At 69.0% G+C, this 19785-nt stretch carries 21 protein-coding genes; 15 read left to right on the top strand and 6 right to left on the bottom strand.

What is annotated here, in order from left to right; all coding sequences use genetic code 11:
• Window positions 1–18: 18 nt before the first annotated feature.
• Together G537_RS39100 and G537_RS0121005 are read right to left on the bottom strand one after the other, a co-directional pair.
• Complete coding sequence (locus tag G537_RS39100) at window positions 19–1053, bottom strand: Gfo/Idh/MocA family protein (protein WP_051248774.1); 1035 nt, start codon at window positions 1051–1053, stop codon at window positions 19–21.
• A 34-nt stretch (window positions 1054–1087) separates the two neighbouring features.
• Complete coding sequence (locus tag G537_RS0121005; RefSeq protein ID WP_026871790.1) at window positions 1088–2362, bottom strand: ABC transporter substrate-binding protein; 1275 nt, start codon at window positions 2360–2362, stop codon at window positions 1088–1090.
• A gap of 663 nt (window positions 2363–3025) precedes the next feature.
• Between G537_RS0121005 and cpaB the strand changes: the two genes are divergently transcribed.
• The 13 genes from cpaB to G537_RS0120940 all read left to right on the top strand — a co-directional run bounded on the left by cpaB (window position 3026) and on the right by G537_RS0120940 (window position 15037).
• On the top strand, window positions 3026–3943 hold the full coding sequence (cpaB, locus tag G537_RS42245) for a Flp pilus assembly protein CpaB (RefSeq protein WP_051248772.1): 918 nt from the start codon (window positions 3026–3028) through the stop codon (window positions 3941–3943).
• Window positions 3940–5301 carry a type II and III secretion system protein family protein gene (locus tag G537_RS0120995; protein WP_081688952.1) on the top strand — a complete coding sequence of 454 codons (1362 nt, stop codon included), beginning with the start codon at window positions 3940–3942 and terminating at the stop codon, window positions 5299–5301. The genes cpaB and G537_RS0120995 overlap by 4 nt, the downstream gene beginning before the upstream one ends.
• An 8-nt stretch (window positions 5302–5309) precedes the next feature.
• On the top strand, window positions 5310–6494 hold the full coding sequence (locus tag G537_RS0120990; RefSeq protein WP_026871788.1) for a CpaE/TadZ family protein: 1185 nt from the start codon (window positions 5310–5312) through the stop codon (window positions 6492–6494).
• 11 nt (window positions 6495–6505) lie between these two features.
• Window positions 6506–7837 (top strand): TadA family conjugal transfer-associated ATPase, encoded by a 1332-nt coding sequence (locus tag G537_RS39090; protein ID WP_051248768.1) that lies wholly within the window; start codon window positions 6506–6508, stop codon window positions 7835–7837.
• Entirely contained in the window at window positions 7834–8757 is a 924-nt protein-coding gene (locus G537_RS0120980; protein WP_034852469.1) for a type II secretion system F family protein, read from the top strand. The genes G537_RS39090 and G537_RS0120980 overlap by 4 nt, the downstream gene beginning before the upstream one ends.
• A 3-nt stretch (window positions 8758–8760) precedes the next feature.
• Window positions 8761–9675 carry a type II secretion system F family protein gene (locus tag G537_RS44710; RefSeq protein ID WP_026871786.1) on the top strand — a complete coding sequence of 305 codons (915 nt, stop codon included), beginning with the start codon at window positions 8761–8763 and terminating at the stop codon, window positions 9673–9675.
• A gap of 5 nt (window positions 9676–9680) precedes the next feature.
• The gene (locus tag G537_RS39085; protein ID WP_155888701.1) at window positions 9681–10448 is read left to right on the top strand and encodes a tetratricopeptide repeat protein; all 768 of its coding nucleotides are present in this window, start codon (window positions 9681–9683) and stop codon (window positions 10446–10448) included.
• Entirely contained in the window at window positions 10445–10792 is a 348-nt protein-coding gene (locus tag G537_RS43825) for a hypothetical protein (protein WP_026871785.1), read from the top strand. Before G537_RS39085 ends, G537_RS43825 begins: the two co-directional genes overlap by 4 nt.
• Complete coding sequence (locus G537_RS0120960; protein WP_026871784.1) at window positions 10789–12636, top strand: pilus assembly protein TadG-related protein; 1848 nt, start codon at window positions 10789–10791, stop codon at window positions 12634–12636. Before G537_RS43825 ends, G537_RS0120960 begins: the two co-directional genes overlap by 4 nt.
• A gap of 72 nt (window positions 12637–12708) precedes the next feature.
• A complete protein-coding gene (locus G537_RS39080; protein WP_034852467.1) occupies window positions 12709–12903 on the top strand; it encodes a Flp family type IVb pilin in 195 nt (64 codons plus the stop codon).
• Between the two features lie 47 nt (window positions 12904–12950).
• Window positions 12951–13436, top strand: coding sequence for a TadE/TadG family type IV pilus assembly protein (locus G537_RS39075; protein WP_162146133.1), 486 nt, complete (start codon window positions 12951–12953; stop codon window positions 13434–13436).
• Window positions 13436–13909 (top strand): prepilin peptidase, encoded by a 474-nt coding sequence (locus G537_RS42240; RefSeq protein ID WP_051248762.1) that lies wholly within the window; start codon window positions 13436–13438, stop codon window positions 13907–13909. Before G537_RS39075 ends, G537_RS42240 begins: the two co-directional genes overlap by 1 nt.
• Before the next feature lie 105 nt (window positions 13910–14014).
• Window positions 14015–15037 carry an NADP-dependent oxidoreductase gene (locus G537_RS0120940; protein WP_026871783.1) on the top strand — a complete coding sequence of 341 codons (1023 nt, stop codon included), beginning with the start codon at window positions 14015–14017 and terminating at the stop codon, window positions 15035–15037.
• Window positions 15038–15067: 30 nt separating this feature from the next.
• On the opposite strand, the gene G537_RS0120935 is transcribed toward G537_RS0120940, so the two are convergent.
• Together G537_RS0120935 and G537_RS0120930 are read right to left on the bottom strand one after the other, a co-directional pair.
• Complete coding sequence (locus G537_RS0120935) at window positions 15068–15304, bottom strand: hypothetical protein (protein WP_026871782.1); 237 nt, start codon at window positions 15302–15304, stop codon at window positions 15068–15070.
• On the bottom strand, window positions 15301–15486 hold the full coding sequence (locus G537_RS0120930; protein WP_026871781.1) for a hypothetical protein: 186 nt from the start codon (window positions 15484–15486) through the stop codon (window positions 15301–15303). The genes G537_RS0120935 and G537_RS0120930 overlap by 4 nt, the downstream gene beginning before the upstream one ends.
• 206 nt (window positions 15487–15692) lie before the next feature.
• Between G537_RS0120930 and G537_RS0120925 the strand changes: the two genes are divergently transcribed.
• Window positions 15693–16637, top strand: coding sequence for a LysR family transcriptional regulator (locus tag G537_RS0120925; protein WP_026871780.1), 945 nt, complete (start codon window positions 15693–15695; stop codon window positions 16635–16637).
• A gap of 2 nt (window positions 16638–16639) precedes the next feature.
• Here G537_RS0120925 and G537_RS0120920 read toward each other — a convergent pair whose 3' ends face one another.
• On the bottom strand, window positions 16640–17245 hold the full coding sequence (locus tag G537_RS0120920; protein ID WP_051248760.1) for a LysE family translocator: 606 nt from the start codon (window positions 17243–17245) through the stop codon (window positions 16640–16642).
• A gap of 63 nt (window positions 17246–17308) precedes the next feature.
• Window positions 17309–18139 (bottom strand): methyltransferase domain-containing protein, encoded by an 831-nt coding sequence (locus G537_RS0120915; protein ID WP_026871778.1) that lies wholly within the window; start codon window positions 18137–18139, stop codon window positions 17309–17311.
• A 230-nt stretch (window positions 18140–18369) separates the two neighbouring features.
• Here G537_RS0120915 and G537_RS39065 point away from each other — a divergent pair, with 230 nt between their 5' ends.
• Window positions 18370–19764, top strand: coding sequence for an MATE family efflux transporter (locus G537_RS39065; protein WP_245579068.1), 1395 nt, complete (start codon window positions 18370–18372; stop codon window positions 19762–19764).
• Window positions 19765–19785 lie beyond the last annotated feature (21 nt).

Genomic DNA, 19785 nt, shown 5'->3' with positions numbered 1-19785 from the left:
TCTCTCCGGGGCGGGCGGTCAGGGCAGGATCTCGGACAGCGACACCCAGGTGCCATCCTGGGCGCCCGACCGCATGCAGGCGAAGCTGGTGGCGAGGGAATGGATATTGTCCTCGCCCGAGGTGAAGTAGCGCGGCGGCTTGCCGCGGATGGCCTCGGCGAAGGCGTTGAGCGTACCGGCGCGGTCCATCAGCGGCTGCGGCTTTAGCGGCAGGTCCTGGGTCGAGCCGTCGGGCCTGCGCAGCATCAGCCTGTCGGCGGGTGCACCGGCCGCGCCGCGGGCCTGCCACACCAGCTGGGCCTCCTCGCATTCGATCGCCCATTCGCCGGTCCAGGTGGTCGGCGTGCCGCGCGACACCCAGGAGCCGTTGTACGACACCATCATGCCGCTCTCGAGCGCCAGCAGCGCATGGGCGGCGGCGTGGTCCTTAAACGGGCTGTCCGGTGTGTTCCAGCTGCGGCAGGCGACCCGCTGCACATTCTCGCCGAAGATCATGCGCATCAGGTCGAAGTGATGGATCGCCATGTCCAGCAGCAGCGGCCCCGGAATGTCGTGATAGCGATGGCCGATCACCTTCCAGTTCTGGCGGAAGTCGATCAGCGCCGACAGCGGCCGGCCGTAGACGCCGTCGCGCACCAGGTTGGCCACGGTCTGCACCGCCGCGTGGTAGCGGTAGTTTTGGCTGACCATCAGGATCCGGTCGACCCGTTTCGCCAGGGCGATCAGCTCCTGCGCCTCCTCCAGGGTCGAGGTGAAGGGCTTCTCGACCAGCACGTGCTTGCCGGCCTTCAGCGCCGCCTCGCTGACGCTCTTGTGCCCGGCGGTCGGCAGCACCGCCAGCACGCCCTCGGCGTCGACCGCGGCGATCGCGGCCTCGAGGCTCGGGAAGCACTTGCTCTCGGCCAGGCCGAGCGTCTCCTGCGCCTGCTTCAGCGCCTCCGGATTGGCGTCGACGAAGCCGACGACATCGACCGCCTTGACCTGCGGCAGGATGGTATGGGCCCAGTTCGTACCCCAGCCGCCGAGGCCGATCTGGATGACCTTGACCGACATTCCGTCTCCTTCGTTCCGTCCCAACGGGTGATGTTCACCAGCGGCCGCCGCGGCTCAGCCGGTTCAGGTCCTTCTGCAGCTGCGCCAGGTTGGCGGCGGCGTCGCCGTTCTTGGACAAGGTGGCGTGGACGGCGTTCCAGAACAGCGACGAGACCTCGCTGTAGCGCTCGCCGGTCACCGCCGACGGCCGGGCCGTGGCTCCTTGCAGGATCTGCTTGGTCGTCTTGAAGAAGGGCCGCTTCTGCAGCAGCTCGGGATCCTCGTACAAAGCCGGGATGGTCGGCTGGTAACCCCCCTCGAGGGCCCGGCGCTTCTGCTCCTCCTTCGAGGTGAGATAGATCGCGAACTCCGCCGCCTCCTTGGGGTTCTTGGAATATTTCGAAACCGCGATCTGCCAGCCGCCGAGGGTCGCGGCAGGGCGCGCGCCCTCGCCGTCGCCCTTCGGCAGGGGCGCATAGCCCACCTTGCCCTTGACCGGGCTGTCCGCCGACTCCGCCAGGCTGGCGGCATAGGGCCAGTTGCGCATGAAGGCGGCGTTGCCGGACTGGAACACGCCGCGGGCGTCCTCCTCGATATAATTCAGCACGCCGTCGGGGGCGATGGTGCCGACCCAGGAGGCGGCGGTGTCCAGCGCCTTGGCCGCCTGGGGATTGTTGACGGTGATCTTGCCGTCCTGGCCGACGATGGTGCCCCCGCCGAAGCCGGCGATCCACTCCAACGCGTTGCAGGTCAGGCCCTCATAGGCGCGGCCCTGGAAGACGAAGCCGAAGAAGCGGTCGTTGCCGGCCTGCCTCTCCCCCTCCTGGATGGTCTTGGCGGCTTCGGTCAGCTCGGCCCAGGTCTTCGGGACCTCGAGCTTGTATTTGTCCAGCAGGTCCTGGCGGTAGTACAGCAGCCCGGCATCGGTGTACCAGGGCAGGGCCAGGAGCTGGCCGTCGCGGGTCAGGCCCTGGACGATGTTCGGGAAATGCTGGTCGATCGTCGCCTGGTCGACATAGGGCTTCAGATCGATGAAGTGGCTGCCCAGGATGCCCGGCCAGATGACGTCGACCTGGAACACGTCGATGTCGCTCGACTTGCCGGTGAGGAACTGCTGATAGAGGGCGAGCTGTTCCGAGGTCGATTGCGGGGCGGCCACGACCTTGACCGCGTTCCCGGTCTTGGCCGACCAGGCCTTGGCGGCTTCGTCGCAGAGCCTGGACTGAATGCCGGTCGAGCCGCAGGCGAGGGTGATCTCGACGGCGGCGGCCGCCGGCGCCGCCAGGACGAGGGCCGCGGCGGCGAGAGCGATCAGGTGTTTCCCGGGCATGGCTCCTCCTGTGATCTCGGCGGGCGGATTCTGGCGTCCGGTGCAACCGTTTGCAGGTTAGTGGGGGGACAGCATTTGGCAACCGCCAATCGACCGCCGCCGGTCGGCGTCCCACCCGGACACCGCCTCGAAAGGGGCATGAACCGCAGGGCCGCCGGCGGGGAGGCTGCGGATCCTCTTGGACGCCCTTAAGGAGTATCTAAGGATTCGGTGCGAGCCCGACCGACCAGCGGCTACAACCAATGGTCGTGGCCGCCATGACCGGGCATTAGCTTTTTTCAGTACCAGGTTCGACAAAAAAATGGACATAAATAAATATTCCATATATTTCGATATAGACTGCAACCTCAGGTCGGGTGTCTAGGAATACGCTCCGCAGAATTTCAGCTCCATCCCTGCGCATATTATTTTATGCAGCTCTTTTTGCTTCTGGAATTCTAGTAAGAGTGGCTGTTGTTTCAGGAGAGGGGCAATAAAGCTTGTGCCGATCTCTGATTTGTGCTACATAGGCGGCTATTAATGCTAGTTTAGCTAATCTTTTAAGGAATGCAGGAAATGAAGAAATATTCTAGAGTTCTGAGACGCTAGGCGGGTCGGTTGGAAAATGCCGTCTCGGCCGGGCGGCGTTGTGGTTTTTGATCTGTCCATTGAAGCCTCTTGCCGATGAACACGAACGCGCTGACACGAGCTTATCTGGTCCTCGGCGGGCTGGGCGCGGTCTCGCTGATCGCCTACGGCATCTACAAGAGCTCCGTGCCGTCGAACACGGTGCCGGCGTCGGCTCCGGTCATGCAGCCGGCGCCCGTCGACATGAAGGTCTTCGGCGTCATGACGGCGGCCCGGTTCATCGCCCGGGGGCAGGTGATCGCGCGCGAGGACGTGGCCACCACCTCGATCGCCGGGGCGGTGCCGCCGGGCGCCCGGACGGCGATCGGCGACGTGGTCGGCAAGGTGGCGACGGCCGACATCATGCCGCAGCAGCTGCTGCTCGATTCCACACTCTCCGCCGATCCGGCCAAGGCGGGGCTGGCGGCGCTGGTGCCCGCCGGCTATCGCGCGATCAGCATCCTGACCAATGACGAGATCGCTGTCAGCCAGTTCGTGCGGCCGGGGGACAAGGTCGACATCCAGCTGGTGCTGCCCGACGACGTCCTGAACAAGCAGAACGGGGTGCAGCGGCCGGAGAGCGATCTGAGCGAGGCGCGCACGGTGCTGCAGGACGTGCTGGTGCTCACCGTCGGCGCCACCCTCGGTGATCCGAGCCTGGCCCAGGCGGCCGCCGAACAGGCGGCGAACACGGCCGGGCGCCGGAGCGAGCCGTCGCGGACCATCAGCCTGGCCATGACCCCGGAGCAGATCGCCAAATTCGCCCTGGCCCGCAGCCTCGGCTCCTTCTACCTGTCCCTGCGCAGCCCCGACGACCTGCAGCTGATCGGGGACAACACCGCCAAGCTCTCCGACATCCGCGGCCCGGCCCCGCCGCCGGCCGCCCCGGCGCCGCCGCAGAAGAAGCCGATCGAGCTGATCGTCGGTGACAAGACCCAGCTGATCTATCCCAAGACGTCCGGAGAGCCGCGATGAGGTTTGTGGTCCGTTTGCTGTGCGTCGCGGTTCTCGTCCTCGTCAGCCAGGTCGCGGGGGCGGAAGAGCTGCGGCTCGGCGTCGGGGCCCAGCGCGTGCTCAACCTGCCGGCGCCGATCACCCGCATCGTCGTCGGCCAGGGCGGCATTATCGACGCGACCGCGCTGAACGAGGACCAGTTGCAGATCACCGGGCTGCAATCCGGCAAGACCACCCTCAGCATCTTCACCGCCCAGTCGGACCAGGGGGTCTCCTACGACGTCACGGTCGGCGGCGCGACGGTCGCCCTGCCCACCATTCCCGACCGCGGCGATCCGGCGCGGCAGATCCGCGGCCAGCCCGGGCTGCAGGGGGTGCGGGTGAACCGCGACGGCGACACGCTGGTGATGTCCGGCACCGTGCCGGATCTCGACGCCCACGCTCGGGCGTCGAGCATCGCCCGGGCCTATGGCGGCGGCAACGTCGTCGACCTGACTCGGGTCACCGGCAACCAGATGGTGGCGGTCGACATCCAGTTCGCGGCGGTGTCGGCGACCACGCTGCGCGCCCTCGGCTTCAACTTCGCGGCGCTCGGCGGCAGCGATTTCCAGGGCGCGATCGTGGGGCCGAACTCGCTGCAGAGCTTCGAGTTCAACGGCGCCGGGCTGTCGCTCGAGGCCTCGGCGCCGCTGGCCAGCGCCTTCAACCTGTTCCTCGGCGATCCGCGCAACGGCATTCTCGGCATCCTCAGCGCCCTGTCGCAGGCCGGGCTGACCCAACTGCTGGCCCAGCCGACGCTGCTGGTCCGCTCCGGCGATCAGGCCGAGTTCCTGGCCGGCGGCGAGGTGCCGATCCCGGTGCCGCAGGGCGGCGCCTCGATCGGCACGGTGACGATCGAATACCACGAATACGGCGTGAAGCTGGAGATCGCGCCGGTGGTGATGTCGGACAAGCGCATCGTGCTCAAGGTCGCGCCGGAGGTCAGCGAGCTGGACTTCGCCAACGCGCTCGAGTTCCAGGGCTTCAGCGTGCCGGCCTTCCGCCGCCGTTCGACCTCGACCACGGTCGAGCTGGGCAACGGCCAGAGCTTCGTCCTGGCCGGGCTGATGTACAGCAACAGCCAGATCAACGAGAGCAAGTTCCCCTGGCTCGGCGACATCCCGATCCTCGGCGCCCTGTTCAAGAGCACCAACAACCAGCAGGAGCGGCAGGAGCTGATCATCGTCGCGACGCCGCGGCTGGTCACGCCGCTGTCGCCCGGGCAGATCCCGCCGCTGCCCGGGGTGGACACCCGCAAATACAACCCGACGGTCGGCGACATGATCCTGAACGTGGACCAGGTGCAGGATCATCTCGCCCCCTACGGGCTGATGCGCTGAGGCCGCCGATGTTCCGGATCGTCGCCGCCACCGCCGACACCACCCTCGCCGCCGGCCTGATCGCCGCCCTGGAAGGGACGGCCGCCATCATCCGCTCGGCCCCGGACACGGCATCGCTGGCGGAGCTGTGCGGCAAGGCCAAGCCGGATCTGATCCTGCTCGACGCCGATCCGGTCGACGGCTTCGGCACCGTGCTCGCCGAGGCGGTGCGGACCCTGGCCGGCGCCGATCCGGAAGCGCCCGTCATCGTGCTCGGGGACGAGGCCGACGCCCGGTCGGTGCTGCGGGTGATCCGCGCCGGGGCCGCGGATGTGGTGGACCGGGCCAGCGACGGCGAGGGGCTGCGCGGGCAGCTCGGCCGGCATCTCGCCGGCACGCCGCGCGGCGATGCCGGTGGCAGCGGCACGCTGACCCTGGTGCTCAGCGGCCAGCCGGGTGGCGAAGGCCTGTTCGCGGTCAATCTCGCGGTGCTGCGGGCCATGGCGGCGGGTGGGGCGCTGCTGGTCGATGGGGCACTGCCGTCGAGCGAGGCCGGCGCCGCGCTCAACGTGCCGCTCAACTACACCATCCGCGACGCGGTCCAGGATCTGTCGCGGCTGGACCGGACGCTGCTGTCCTCGGCGCTCGGCCATCACGTCGCGTCCGGGCTGCATGTCCTGCCCCTGGCCGTAGCGGGGGAAGAGGTGCACGACATCGCGCCCGACGCCATCGTCTCGATGCTGCTGGTGCTGCGGGCGCTGTTCGGCGAGGTGGTGCTGAATGCCGGCGGCATCCGCCACCCCGGCCTGCTCGATGAATTCGTGCGCGCGGCCGGCCGGATCTACCTGGTCGCGCCGCAGAAGTTCACCGCGGTCAAGGCCTGCCGCGACCTCCTGGTCCGGATCGGGCCGAGCCCCCAGGTGCTCGACCGCGTCACCCTGGTGGTCGAGGACCACATGCCGGGGATCGGCCTGACCGAGGAGCAGATGCGCGAGGCGCTCGACCTGAAGCGCTCGGTGCGGCTGCCGGCCGCCAGGGTCGAGCTGGTCAACGCGCTCAATGCCGGCCGTCCGCTGGTGCTGGAGCAGCCGCGGGCACAGTACAGCAAGGCGCTGGCGAAGCTGGCCGCCGAGGGCGTGGCGGCGCCGGCCGCGGCCGCCCGGCGGCCGGCATCGCGCGGCATCAGCCTGTTCGGCCGGCTGCGGACGTCGTGAGGGGACAGGCGATGGCGGGGCTGATCAACGGCGTCGGCGTGAAGGTTGCGGCGGATCCGGAATCGGCCGCCGCCCAGCTGCGCGTGACCGACGGCTATCAGCGCACCAAATTCGCCATCTTCAACCTGGTGCTGGAGCAGCTCGAGGCGCTCGGCATCACCGCCGAGACCGCCAGCCCGGCGATGGTCCGCGACGGCATCGAGCAGGCCATCACCCGCTTCGCCGCCAAGGAGGGGCTGGCCCTGAACGCGGCCGAGCGGGCGCTGCTGGCCGCCGAGGTGCAGAACGAGGTGGTCGGCCTTGGCCCGCTCGAGCCGCTGCTGAAGGACCCGTCGATCGACGACGTGATCGTCAACGGTCCCTACCGGATCTATGTCGAGCGCGGCGGCCAGCTCTCTGCGGTGCCGGTCCGGTTCCGCGACAATGCGCATCTGATGAACATCATCCAGCGCATCGTCAGCCCGATCGGCCGCCGGGTGGACGAGGCGACGCCCTATGTCGACGCCCGCCTGCCGGACGGGTCGCGGGTCAACATCGTGATCCCGCCGATCGCGCTGGACGGGCCGATGGTGTCGATCCGCAAGTTCCGGGTCCAGGCCATGGGCGCGCAGGACTATGTCCGGCTCGGCTCGATGAGCCAGGAGATGATGGGCTTCCTGGCCGCGGCCGTGCGCTCGCGCCTCAACATCCTGATCTGCGGCGGCACCGGCTCGGGCAAGACCACGCTGCTGAACATGCTCAGCGGCTATATCGACGAGAAGGAGCGGCTGATCACGATCGAGGACGCGGCCGAGCTGCAACTGCGGCAGAGCCATGTGGTGCGGCTGGAGACGCGGCCGCCGAACCTCGACGGCAGCCGGGAGATCACCGCCCGCGACCTGGTGCGCAACGCGCTGCGGATGCGGCCCGACCGCATCATCCTGGGCGAGGTGCGCGGCGCCGAGGCGGTCGAGATGCTGCAGGCGATGAGCACCGGCCATGACGGCTCGATGGCGACGATGCACGCCAACTCCAGCCGCGACGCCTTCGGGCGGCTGGAGATGCTGCTCGGCTTCGGCGGCCTGAACGGCGATCCGAAAACCCTCCGGCGCTACGTCGCCAACAGCATCCAGATCATCGTCCAGGTCAACCGCATGGCGAACGGCAAGCGCCGGGTCACCTCGGTGTCCGAGCTGACGGGGCTGGAGGGGGAGAGCTACAGCCTGAACCAGCTCTTCACCTTCGAGGAGCAGCCGCCGCTGAGCGGGCTGGGCGAGTTCCGGGTCCATTCGGCGCGCCCGTTCTACGCCCATCGCCTGGTCGGGGTGCCCGACCTGCGGGCTGCCGTGGGGGCATCGCCATGACCGGCCTCGGCTTTCTCCTGTTCGGCGTCTTCGCCCTGTTTATCATGGCCGGGATCAGCCTGCTGGCCGGGCGGGCGCAACGCCGCCGCCAGCAGCAGGTGCAGGAACGGTTGCAGGCGCTGCGCGACCTGCAGCCGGCCGGCGAGACGGCAGCCGCCGGACGCGCCGCCGCCCCGGCCCGGATGCCGCGATTCCTGCGGCTGTGGCTGGCGCAGGCGGATCTGGCGCTCTCGCCGCGCCAATTCGTCGGGGGCGGTCTTCTGCTGGCCGCTGCCGTCGCCGTCCTGGCTTGGCTGCTCGGCCCGATTCCGGCATTCGCGGCCGCGGTGGCGGTTCCGGCCGGCGCCCTCTACGGCCTGCGGCTCCTGGCCAACAAGCGCCTCGACACCTTCATCGCCGGCCTGCCGATGTTCCTCGACGCCGTGCGCCAGCTCCTGATGGTCGGCAATTCGACGCAGCAGGCGATGCTCAGGGCGGCGGAGAACGCGTCGCCGGCGCTGCAGCGCTATTTGCAGCCGATGATTCGCCGCATCAACAATGGCGCGCCGATCCCGGAGGCGGTGTCCTGGCTCGCGGCCCGGCTGGGGGTACCCGAGCTGTACATGCTGGCGACGGCGATCGAGACCAATTTCCGCTTCGGCGGCCGGCTGTCGGCGGTGCTGGCCAATCTGGTGCAGATCCTGCGTGACCGGGCGCGGGTGGGGCGGGAGCTCAAGGCGGCGACGGCCGAGATCCGGTTCAGCGCGATCGTCCTCGGCCTGATGCCGATCCTCGCCGCCGCGATGATCGGCATGGTCAAGCCGAGCTATGTGATGTTCTTTCTCGAGGCCGAGCAGGGGCCGCGGCTGGCCGCGATCGCGATCGGGCTGCAGTTGCTGGGCATCCTCGTGATGCGCCGCATCATGCGGCTGGAGTTCTAGGCCATGCCGATCTTCAGCCTCGAATTCGCGATCCTTGCCCTCACCGCCGGTTCGACCCTGCTCCTCCTGGGCCTCGGCCTGCGTGGCACCGTGGGCGAGGTGAGGCTGCGGCGTCGGCTGACCGGGATCGCCGACCAGTCCCGGATCGGCGAGGCCGGCGGCGCCGTCGGCTGGTTGCGGCCGTTCGAGCGCATCCTGGTCGGCGGCGCGAAGGATCGCGAGGAGATCCTGCAGGCCCTGCGTGCGGCCGGTTACTACGACCCGCGCGGCCTGATCATCTTCGCCGCGTTGCGCTTCGCCGCGGCGGTGACCGCCATTGTCGCCACCGCGCTCGCGCTGTGGCTGATGGGGCGTTGGTCCGGCCTGGCGCGCTTCTATCCGTTGGCGGCCGGCGGCGTCATCTATATCGCCACCAAGGTGGTGCTGCGCTCACTGGCCGCCAGGCGGCAGCGCCGGATCGGTGCCGAGTTGCCCTTCGTGCTCGACGTCCTGCTGCTGATGCTGGAGAGCGGCGTCAGCCTCGACCAGTGCTTCCGTGCGCTGGCTCAGGGCGACGGGGGCGCCATGCCGCACATCCACCGGTCGGTACGGATCCTGGTCGACGACCTGCAGCGCGGCATGAGCTACGACCAGGCGCTGGACCGCTGGGCCGAGCGGCTGGCCGTCAATGGCATCCGCGAGATCGCATCGCTGTTCAAGCAGACCTTGCTCTACGGCACGGAGCTCGGGCCGGCGCTCAAGGACTTCGTGCGCGAATTCTCTGATCGCCGGGTCTCGACCGCCCGCGAGAGCATCGGCCGCAAGACCACGCAGATGACGGTGGTCATGATCGTGTTCCTGATGCCGGCCCTGTTCATCGTGCTCACCGCGCCGGCCATCGTCTCCATTCTCGCGGCCTTGTCAGGGGGAGGCAAATGAAGCGGATGGCGCTCCGTCTTCCGGTATTGGTGATGCTGCCCTGGCTGTCGGCCTGCTCCAGCCTGTTCGGTGGCGACAGTGCGCCTCGGCGCGAGCCGTCGCCGGCCGACCAGTTGCCGCAGGCGCAGCCGCTCAATGCCGAGAATTCGCGCGACCTCTATCTCGGCATCGTCGACAAGCTGCGGCAGGGCGGCAAGTCGCGGGCCGCACTCGCCTATCTCGACGACTATGACAACCGGCATCCGGGTGACCTCCGGGCGCAGGTGCTGCGAGCCGACGCCTTTCTCGACATCCAGGACTACGACCGGGCCGAGGCGATCTATCGCGAGCTCCTGACCGGTGACCAGGCGGCGGCGGCCTATGACGGCCTCGGCCGTGTCGCTGCCGGGCGCGGCGACTGGGCCAAGGCCAGGGCGCAGTTCCACGAGGCGGTGCGGCGCGAACCCATCAACGTCAAATACCTGAACGATCTCGGCTTCGCCGAGATGCGCGTTGCTTCCTACAACGAGGCGCTGTTCACGCTGCGCCAGGCCAATGAGCTGGCGCCCGACAACGCCCAGGTCCGCAACAACCTGATCCTCTGCCTCGATGTTGCCGGCCAGGGCGATGCCGCGAAATCCATGATCGCCAGGATCGCCGACGCCAAGGAACGGCGTGCGGTCGAGCAGATGGTCAAGGCCGCCCGCGCCCAGATCCGGGCGCCGACCACTGCCGGCACCAATTCCGCGACCGCCCCGCGGCGCTTGGCGCAGGCTTCGGAGACCCAGCCATGACGCGATCAGCCTCGACGAGTGTCCGCCTGTCGGCGTTTTGCGCTGCCCTCCTGCTGCTTCCGGTCGCCACGGCGGGGGCGCAGCAGACGCTGGTGCCGGCCCGGCCGGCTGCACAGCCCGATTGGTTCGAGTCCAACCGCACTCTTCAGGTTCTGCGAGCGCAGCAGCAGGGGCTTCGCCCGGCCGGCCAGGGCGGTCTCGCCGCGGGCGAGGCGGAGCAGATCTACCGCAACTACATGCAGCAGATCGGCAAGCCGTTGCCGAGCGGAGCGGGCCGCTCCTACGGCGAGTCCGATCTCGGCTTCGGATCGGGCATGAACGGGTCATCCGGGGGAAGGCCATGAAGCCCAGCGTCCTGCGATCGTCCCTCGGCGACCGGGGCGCGATCGCACCGTTCGCCGCCCTCATGCTGGTGCCGCTGATCGGCGCGACGGCTCTGGCGACGGATGTCGGTCTCTGGTACGCCCAGCGCCGGCATCTGCAAGCGGCCGCCGACATGGCGGCGCTGTCGGCCGTGCAGAACCCGGCCGAGGCCTCGGCCATCGCCGGCGACCTGCTGCAGCGCAACGGCTTCGACACTGAGGCGCTGGAGACCACAACCCTCGGCACCTACTGCCCGGACGTCACCATTGCTCCCTCCGCCCGATTTGTGCCGGGCCTCGCTACCTGTCCGGACGGGACCAGCCCGCCGGCCGCGAACGCGGTCATGGTATCGGCCAAGACGACCGTGCCGGGCTTTCTGTCCCGTGCCCTGCTGCAGGACGATGGCGGTGGGCAGATTGGCGGCACGCCGGGTTCCGAAGAAGATCCCAATCTCCACAAGGTCAGCGTGCAGGCCACCGCCGCGCGCATCGACGAGGCCGGATTCCAGGCCGGGACCGGCTTGGTCGAGGTCGACACCCAGAAGAGCGCGCTGCTCAACGCGATCCTGGGCAATGTGCTTGGCACCCAGATCCAGCTCACAGCGGTCCACTACCAGGGACTCCTGAACACCAATATCGATGCGCTGACCTTCCTCGACGCGCTCGCGATCCACGCCGACATCTCGGCGGGCACATATGACGGGTTGCTGGAGACCGATGTCAGCGTCGGCGTGCTGCTGCAGGCTGCGATCGATGCCCTGAATAAAGCGGGCAACATCGCTGGACTCGGCCTGCAGGCCATCGAGGGGCTGGTGGCGCTGCAGGGGCAACTTGTTGGCAATCCCGATCTCAGGCTCGGCGACCTGATCGATCTCGGGGTGTGGAAGAATCTCCCGATCGGCGGATCGACGGCGCCGACGGCGCTGGCCGCCGACCTGAACGTCTTCCAGCTCGTCACCCTGGCCGTCCAGGTGGCCAACAAGCACAACGCCGTCTACATCCCGGCGATCAATGTCGGGCTGCCCGGGATCGCGTCACTGCAGATCACCGCGACGGTGATCGAGCCGCCGCAGTCGCCACCCTTCGCCTTCGGGCCGGAAGGGATGCGAGTCCACACCGCACAGGTGCGGCTGCAGCTCAAGCTTCAGCTGCTCGACCTGTTCGGTCTGCTCGGCCAGGGCGTCCAATTGCCGCTCTATGTCGAAGCCGGCGAAGGCGATGCCGTGCTGAAGGACATCTCCTGCGGGATAGAGCCGGCCAAGGAAACCACCGTCACCGTCGCAGCCAAGAGCGGCGTGGCCAAGGCCTATATCGGCACGCTGCCGCCCGGCCTGATGAAGAATTTCGACCATGAGATCTCGGTCAATGACATCCAACCCGCAGCGCTCGTCGATGTCGGCGTGCTGGGGATCATCGGTCTTGTGCGGATCAACGGCCGGGCGAAGGTCGAGCTCGGGAGCGGTGCGTATCAGGATCTGGTCTTCGACCGGGAGGACATCGACAACCACGTGGCGCAGTCGGTCGCCAGCGCCGGCATGGTCGACAATCTCCTCGCCAGCCTGGGCGGCGTCGATCCGGCCACTGGAAAAGCCAACCTGCAGCTCAGCGCCTGCGTCGTCAGCCTCGGCGGCCTCTGCCTGATCCCGGTCGCTCCCGAGGCGCTCGGCAAGACGGTCGGTGCCCTGCACCAGCTTCTCGACCCCGTGATCAAGGGACTCCTCGATCCGCTGGTCGACAACCTGCTCGCCGCCCTGGGCATCCGCCTGGGCGTCATGGATGTCGTCGTCACCGGCGTGCGCTGCGGCGTGCCCGTGCTGATCCGATGAGGGGACACTGCCTGCGGCGCCGGGGCCGTTGGCGGGAAGGAGTTGATCCCGGTTGTTTCAGGAGGTCACATCATGTTGCGGAAATTCTTCAAGAAGGCGCGCCAGATCGCTCGGGACGAGCAGGGCATTTCGGCTGTCGAATACGCCATCCTCGGAGCTCTGGTCGCGGTCGGCATTGCGACGGCGGCGTCTACGCTAGGAAGCGATATCAAAACCGCCATTGAGGACATGAGCAAAGCGATTACGGGAGAGCAGGGCACCCCGTAAGCCGGAGGTCCTTTCGCGCCGGACTCAACGAGTTCATGGGAACAGCCATGATCTTCTTCGCACGTGCAACTCGAGTGGCGGGCCGTCGGCGGCCCGCCGCCTTCTCCGACGAGAGCGGGCTGGCCGCGGTCGAATTCGCCCTGGTCGCCCCGGTCTTCATCATTCTGCTCTTCGGCATCATCATCTTCGGGATCCATTTCGGCACCTGGCTCGCCGTCAATCAGGCGGCTGCAGAAGGCGCCCGCGCCTCCGTCGCCGGCATGGATCTGGATGAGCGCCGGGAACTCGCGACCAGCACCGCCGAGGCCGTCCTCGCCGCCTATGGGCCGATCCTGGGCGACACCGGCTGGACGGTCGATGCCAAGGCCTCGGACTCCGACCCGCGCCTGTTCGAGGTGACGGTGACTTACGACCAGGCTGCGCGCAACGCGGCCTCTGGCCTTCAGGGCGACAGCGGGGACGATGACTCCCTGATCGTGCTGCCGCTCTCCAATCCGACGGCCACCGCGACCGTCGCCAATGGCGGATATTGATGGCCGGTCTCGACTTCATCTTCCTCGGCCTTCTGGTCCTGCTGCTGCTGCCGATCGTGCTGATCGATCTGCGCGAGAGCCGGATCCCCAATGTCTGCAACCTGGCGCTGGCCGCGGGCGGGCTGGCCCAGGCCCTGGTCCGCAGCCCGACGCTGCAGACGCTCGGCCTGTCGCTCGGCGTCGCCGTGCTCACCTTCCTGCTCCTCGCCGGCACCGCCTGGCTGATGCAGAAGATCGACCGGCATGCCCGCATCGGCTGGGGCGACCTGAAGTTCCTGACCGCCGCCAGCCTCTGGGTCGGGCTGCAGGGCAGCCTGATCGTGCTGATCGTCGCCAGCCTGGTGGCGTTGCTGGCCACCCTGGCCATGGCCCCCTGGCGCGGCGTCCGCTGGCGCGAGATGCGGCCCTTCGGCCCGGCGCTCGCGGTCGGCCTGCTCGCGGTCACCGTCACCGTCTTCATCCGCGGGGCGTGAGCCTTTATCGATTTTAGCTGACGAATTCTGTCAATTAAAGCGAACCCCTTCATCTCGCGCGACAATAGTGCTTAGCTCCCGACCATCCGCAGAAGGGAGCCCGTCATGAGCACCGATGTGAATCGCCGGATCCTGCTGGCCGCGCGGCCGGTCGGGGAGCCGAAGGACACGGATTTCCGCTTGGTCGAGGAGGCGGTGCCGGTGCCCGGGCCCGGCCAGCTGCTGGTCCGCACGTTGTGGCTGTCGCTCGACCCCTATATGCGCGGCCGCATGAGCGACGCGAAATCCTATGCGGCGCCGGTCGAGATCGGCCAGGTCATGGTCGGCGGCGCGGTCGGCCGCGTCGTCGCCTCGAACCATCCCGGCTTCGCCCCGGGCGACATCGTCGAAGGCCGCACCGGCTGGCAGGACTACGCCCTGTCCGACGGCGCGGGCTTGCGCAAGGTCGACCCGGCGCTGGCGCCGGTCTCGACCGCGCTCGGCGTGCTCGGCATGCCGGGGATGACGGCCTATACCGGCCTCCTCACCATCGGCCGGCCGAAGCCGGGCGAGACGGTCGTGGTCTCAGCCGCCTCGGGCGCCGTCGGCTCGGTGGTCGGGCAGATCGCGAAGATCAAGGGCGCGCGGGCGGTCGGCATCGCCGGCGGCGAGCGCAAATGCGCCCATCTGGTCGACGAGCTCGGCTTCGACGCCGCGGTCGACCACCGCGCGCCGGATTTCGCCGAGCGGCTGCGCGCCGCCGTGCCGGACGGGATCGACGTCTATTTCGAGAATGTCGGCGGCGCGGTGTGGGAGGCGGTGTGGCCGCTGCTGAACCCCTTCGCCCGTATCCCGGTCTGCGGCCTGATCGCCCAGTACAACGCCACCGGCCTGCCGCCGGGGCCGAACCTGGTGCCGGCGGTGATGCGCGACGTGCTGTCGAAGCGCCTGACCCTCCGCGGCTTCATCGTCGGCGACTTCGCCGACCAGCATGCCGCCTTCCTGCGCGACGTCTCTGGCTGGATCCGCGAGGGCAGGATCCGCTACCGCGAGGACGTGGCCGAAGGGCTGGAGAACGCGCCGCGGACCTTCCTGCGCCTGTTCCGCGGCGAGAACTTCGGCAAGCTCCTGGTCAAGGTGGCGGAGTAGCGGTGGCAGGTCGATAGCCGCTCCTGGGCATCACAGGAGGGTCCGCGTGGCCATGGCCATGAGGCCGATGCGAGCGGTCGCGGCGTCGTGATCCGTGTCAAGCGGCAAACCGAGGTCGCGGCGGGCGGCGTCGCTCAGCGTCTCCGGCCGCAGCCGGCCCGGCCGCGCGGCCGGGGTCGTCGATCCGCCGGTGATGTGACGCCAGATCCGCCCCAGCAGGCCGGCGGGGCGCTGGCGCAGCGGCAGGCGCAGGACGTGGGTGCTCATGTCGATCTCCTCGAAGCCATTGCGACGGGGCAGGCGGCGGCCTTCGGCACCGGCGGCGGCGCCGTGTCGATGCCGTAGCGGCCGGTGATCACCGGGCCGGTGGCGTCGGACACCGTGACGACCGTCTCGGCCGCGGCGCCGGGCTTGGCCCGGTACAGCACCACTTCCGTCAGCACGGCCATCGGTTCCTCCATCTCCGGCCCCGGCGACCCCGAGGCGATGGTGGAAGACTACGCCACTCCTCCTGACAACATCCTGTCAGGAGAGATAGCCGGGCCGACGCATCGAAGCGGTCGCGGAGGGAGAATGGGCGTGAACGCTGACGTACGCCATTCGACAATGTCGAAGAGGGCCTCTACGTTTCCGTTCAGCATGCAGGGGCGGGGCCGTGACCGATTGGGACGATCTGCGGGTGATCCATGCGGTGGCCGAGACCGGCAGCCTGTCGGCGGCGGCGCGGCGTCTCGGCCTCAGTCAACCCACGATCGGCCGCCGGGTCCAGGCGCTGGAGGAGCGGCTGGGGCTGATCCTGTTCGAGCGCCGGGCCGAGGGCTATCGCCCGACCGCGGCCGGGGAGGCGCTGCTGCCGCATCTGCGCGCCATGGCGGAAGCGGCGGCGGCGCTGGAGCGCGAGGCGCGGGTCCAGGCCGATCCGGGCACCGGGCTGGTGCGGGTCGCCTCCGGCGGCTGGATCAGCCGCTTCCTGGCCGAAAGGCTGCCGCGGCTGCGTGAGGCGCTGCCCGGCATCGATCTGGCGGTCGATTTCGAACGGCAGCTGCCGGATCTGGGCGACGATTCGGTGCATCTCGGCGTCTACGCCTCCGTGCCGGACCAGCCGGGCCTGCGCTCCCGCCTCGTGGCCCGATCCGCCTATGCCGTCTACGGTGCGCGGGCCTATGTCGACCGGCATCCGGAGGCCTGGACCGAGGCGCGCTTCGGCGCCTGCGACTGGGTGATCTATGACAGCGAGCGGGTGCGGGTCGGCAGCGACGTCGACGGCTACCCGCTCGACCGGCAGCTCGCATCGGCCGGAAACACCGGGATCCTGCGTCTGACCACCACCGACCTGATGCTGTCGGCCCTGCTGTCCGGCGCCGGGCTGGCGCTGATCCCCTGCTTCGTCGGCGATGCGCATCCGGATCTGGCGCGGGTGTCGCCGCTGGTGCCGGCGATGGAGCACCGCTACCGCCTGATCGTGCACCAGGATGTCGGGCGCTCGCCCCGCGTCGCCCGGGCCAAGGAGGCGATCGCCGCCCTGTTCGCGGCCGAGCGCCGGCTGCTGGAGGGCGAGGCCCGGACGGTCGAGCGAACCGGCGCGCCGATCCCGGCCTGAGATCAGCTGCGGCTGGCGATCAGCGCGGCAGACCCTGCCATCATCGCGGCGGCGGAGCGGTTGGCCAGGCGCAGCCGGTGCGGCGACAGGAAGAAACGCCGCGCACGGGCCGCGCCCAGCACATAGGCCGACTGGACCAGGAGGTCGATGCCGATCTGCACCGCGAAAACCGCGGCGATGCCGGTCGCGTCCAGCGTGGTCAGGTCCAGCACCTGCGGCAGCACGGCGCCGAAGAACACCACCGCCTTCGGGTTGCCGAGCGTCAGCGCCGCCCCGCCCAGGAAGCCGCCGGCCCGCCGCGGCGCCGCTTCCGGCTCCGCCGCCGGGGCGCGCCAAAGCTTCCAGGCCAGGACCGCCAGATAGACGATGCCGGCCCATTTCACCGCAATGAAGACGGGCTCATAGGCCAGGGCCAGCGCCGACAGGCCGAACACTGCGGCGGCCAGCCAGAGGGCGTTGCCGGCGACCATGCCGAGGACGAAGGGTAGGGCCTCGCCGGCGCCGCGCGACAGCACTCGCGCCACCAGCGCCGTCTGCGCGGGTCCGGGAACCAGGGCGGCGAGGGCGACGGGCACGGCGAAGAGGGCGAGCGCGGCGAGGGTGATCATGGTGTGGTCCGATCGGCCTGCGATCCCAGCAGCATAGCGTCCCGAAAGGAGGCGGCGAAGCCGCTACGGCTTGCAGCTCCACGCGCAGATCTGCGCCGAGATCACGAGTTGGCTGCTGGCTGCCACGGCCGCCTGCCGCAGCCGGTCCTCCAGCGTCTCGATCCCGATCGCCCCGGCGTCTGCCAGCCCCGATCGTTGAATGAGGGGCAGGCCGCTGCGCACCGACTCCGCCATCCAGGCATACAGCGGCGAATCCTCGCCACAACCCACGGGGTTTTCGCTGAACAGCCGGGGCGTCGGCAGCCCGGCCTCGGCGAAGGCATGGATCAGCCGGCCGGCGATGTCGGGATGGGGTAGGAGCATCCGGAAGGCGTCGAAGAGCACGCGCGCGGTGTCCTGCCACAGCGGCACGGGCGGCAGCGACTCGCAGTCGTTGTGCAGGGCGATCTCATGGAAGGCGGCAATGCCGCCGGGCCGCAGCTGCGCGGCGGCCCGGCGGATCGTCTCGGTCGGCTCCGGCTGATGGATCAGGACATAGCGCCCGAGGACGGCGTCAAACGGCTCCCCGACCGCGAAATCATCGATGTCCGTCTCGATGAAGGCGGCATGGTCCAGGCCTGCCGCCGCGGCGCGGGCCCGGGCGACGCTCAGGACCTCGGCGCTGCGGTCGATGCCGATCACCGCACCCGTCGGCCCGACGATCTCCGCCGCCAGCAGCGAGACGTCGCCGGCTCCGCAGCCGAGGTCGAGCACCCGCATTCCCGGCCGCAGCCCTGCGGCATGCAACAGGCGTTCGGTGATCGGCCGCAGCACCGCGGCCTGCAGCATCAGCCTCCGGATTTCGGCCTCGGAATGACCGAGCGCATATTCGACTGTGCTGCTGGAGCGATCCATTTAAAATCTCCACGGATATGCGATATCGAAATCTTGCAATAAAGAATTGGCTGAGTCATTGCTGAATGTAGTATTCTATTTTAAGTATTATTTTGGACAATTCTTGCAAAATATTTAAAGCATGCTTTCGCCGTCGCTTCGGCAGGCGCATGGCAGACCGGCGTTCGGCTGCCTGATCTCCGCCCCGCCGTGCTGCTAATGTGCCGCTCCGAGGGAGGAGAGGCGCCGCGATGTACCAGGTTCCGATCCGGCCGGGCGAAAGCTGGATGCGCGCCCGGGTCCGGCGACATGTCCATGAGCTGCTGCGGCTGGCGCTGCCAGTGATCGTCGCCCGCGCCGGGCTGATCCTGATGGCGCTGGTCGACACGCTGTTCGTCGGCCGCTACGGCAGCGCCGACCTGGCCCATCTGTCGATCGCCAACGCCCCGATCGGCGCCATGATCGGCACCTCGACCGGCCTCGTCATTGGCACGCTGGTGATGACCGCCAACGCCCTCGGCCGCGGCCGGCCGGAGGAGTGCGGCGCGGTCTGGCACCGGGCGCTGATCTATGGCGGCGCCATCGGCCTGGTGCTGGCCGTGCTGAGCCATTTCATCGAGCCGCTGCTGGTCCTGACCGGTCAGACGCCGGAGCTGTCGAAGGCCGGCGCCGACATCGCCATCGTGCTCGGCTGGGGCATGCCGGCCGCGGTCATCTACACCGTCACCGCCTTCTTCCTCGAGGGGCTGAAGCGGCCGGTGCCGGGCATGATCGCGATGATCGTCGCCAACATCCTGAACGCGCTGGTCAACTGGCTGCTGGTGTTCGGCGTCGCCGGCCTGCCGGAGCTCGGGGCTTTGGGCGCGGCCTGGGCCAGCACCGCCTCGCGCGTGTTCCTGGCGGCCAGCCTGGTCGCCTATGTCTGGCTGATGCGCGACCGCGACGCCTACGGCATCCGCCGCTGGCAGGGCTGGCGTTGGCGCGACTGGGCCAAGCAGCGCCAGCTCGGCTATGGCGGCGGCCTCAGCATCTTCATCGAATCGGGCGCCTTCACCGCGCTGACCTTCTTCGCCGGGCTGCTCGGCACATTGCCGCTCGCCGCCTATTCGATCGGGCTCAACCTGATCGCCCTGATCTTCATGGTGGCGCTCGGCCTCGCCTCGGCCACCGCGGTCCGGGTCGGCATCGCCCATGGCCGGCGCGACCTCAAGGACATGGTGCTGGCCGGCTGGGTCGGTCTCGGCGTCAACAGCGTCGTGATGGTGCTGCTCGGGGCCGTGCTGTGGCTCTTCGCCCGGCCGATCTCCGAGGCCTACACCAGCGACCCGGCGCTGATCCCGCTGCTGATCCCGGTGGTCCTGGTCTCGACCTTCATCCTGCTGGTCGATGGCGGCCAGGTGGTGATGGCCAACGCCCTGCGCGGCCGCGGCGACGTGGTGGTGCCGACGCTGCTGCACACCATCTCCTACGTCCTGGTGATGACCCCGCTGGGCTGGCTGCTCGGGGTCCATCTCGGGCGCGGCGCCGTCGGGCTGTTCGAGGCGATTCTGATCGCCAGCGTCGTCTCGGTCGGGCTCCTGGCCTGGCGCTTTCACCTCCTGGCGCGCAGCGACGCCCGCACCGCGACAGCGGGCGCCGTCGCCTGATTGTTCGCAGGTGCGGAAACG

Source organism: Inquilinus limosus DSM 16000 (assembly GCF_000423185.1).
In the GTDB taxonomy this organism is placed as follows: Bacteria; Pseudomonadota; Alphaproteobacteria; order DSM-16000; family Inquilinaceae; genus Inquilinus; species Inquilinus limosus.
This window is presented reverse-complemented; position numbering and strand designations above follow the sequence as displayed.

Coding starts and splice junctions, on each gene's coding strand:
- G537_RS39100 (WP_051248774.1), bottom strand. CDS start 1,053: ATGTCGGTCAAGGTCATCCAGATCGGCCTCGGCGGCTGGGGTACGAAC.
- G537_RS0121005 (WP_026871790.1), bottom strand. CDS start 2,362: ATGCCCGGGAAACACCTGATCGCTCTCGCCGCCGCGGCCCTCGTCCTG.
- cpaB (WP_051248772.1), top strand. CDS start 3,026: ATGAACACGAACGCGCTGACACGAGCTTATCTGGTCCTCGGCGGGCTG.
- G537_RS0120995 (WP_081688952.1), top strand. CDS start 3,940: ATGAGGTTTGTGGTCCGTTTGCTGTGCGTCGCGGTTCTCGTCCTCGTC.
- G537_RS0120990 (WP_026871788.1), top strand. CDS start 5,310: ATGTTCCGGATCGTCGCCGCCACCGCCGACACCACCCTCGCCGCCGGC.
- G537_RS39090 (WP_051248768.1), top strand. CDS start 6,506: ATGGCGGGGCTGATCAACGGCGTCGGCGTGAAGGTTGCGGCGGATCCG.
- G537_RS0120980 (WP_034852469.1), top strand. CDS start 7,834: ATGACCGGCCTCGGCTTTCTCCTGTTCGGCGTCTTCGCCCTGTTTATC.
- G537_RS44710 (WP_026871786.1), top strand. CDS start 8,761: ATGCCGATCTTCAGCCTCGAATTCGCGATCCTTGCCCTCACCGCCGGT.
- G537_RS39085 (WP_155888701.1), top strand. CDS start 9,681: ATGGCGCTCCGTCTTCCGGTATTGGTGATGCTGCCCTGGCTGTCGGCC.
- G537_RS43825 (WP_026871785.1), top strand. CDS start 10,445: ATGACGCGATCAGCCTCGACGAGTGTCCGCCTGTCGGCGTTTTGCGCT.
- G537_RS0120960 (WP_026871784.1), top strand. CDS start 10,789: ATGAAGCCCAGCGTCCTGCGATCGTCCCTCGGCGACCGGGGCGCGATC.
- G537_RS39080 (WP_034852467.1), top strand. CDS start 12,709: ATGTTGCGGAAATTCTTCAAGAAGGCGCGCCAGATCGCTCGGGACGAG.
- G537_RS39075 (WP_162146133.1), top strand. CDS start 12,951: ATGATCTTCTTCGCACGTGCAACTCGAGTGGCGGGCCGTCGGCGGCCC.
- G537_RS42240 (WP_051248762.1), top strand. CDS start 13,436: ATGGCCGGTCTCGACTTCATCTTCCTCGGCCTTCTGGTCCTGCTGCTG.
- G537_RS0120940 (WP_026871783.1), top strand. CDS start 14,015: ATGAGCACCGATGTGAATCGCCGGATCCTGCTGGCCGCGCGGCCGGTC.
- G537_RS0120935 (WP_026871782.1), bottom strand. CDS start 15,304: ATGAGCACCCACGTCCTGCGCCTGCCGCTGCGCCAGCGCCCCGCCGGC.
- G537_RS0120930 (WP_026871781.1), bottom strand. CDS start 15,486: ATGGCCGTGCTGACGGAAGTGGTGCTGTACCGGGCCAAGCCCGGCGCC.
- G537_RS0120920 (WP_051248760.1), bottom strand. CDS start 17,245: ATGATCACCCTCGCCGCGCTCGCCCTCTTCGCCGTGCCCGTCGCCCTC.
- G537_RS0120915 (WP_026871778.1), bottom strand. CDS start 18,139: ATGGATCGCTCCAGCAGCACAGTCGAATATGCGCTCGGTCATTCCGAG.
- G537_RS39065 (WP_245579068.1), top strand. CDS start 18,370: ATGTACCAGGTTCCGATCCGGCCGGGCGAAAGCTGGATGCGCGCCCGG.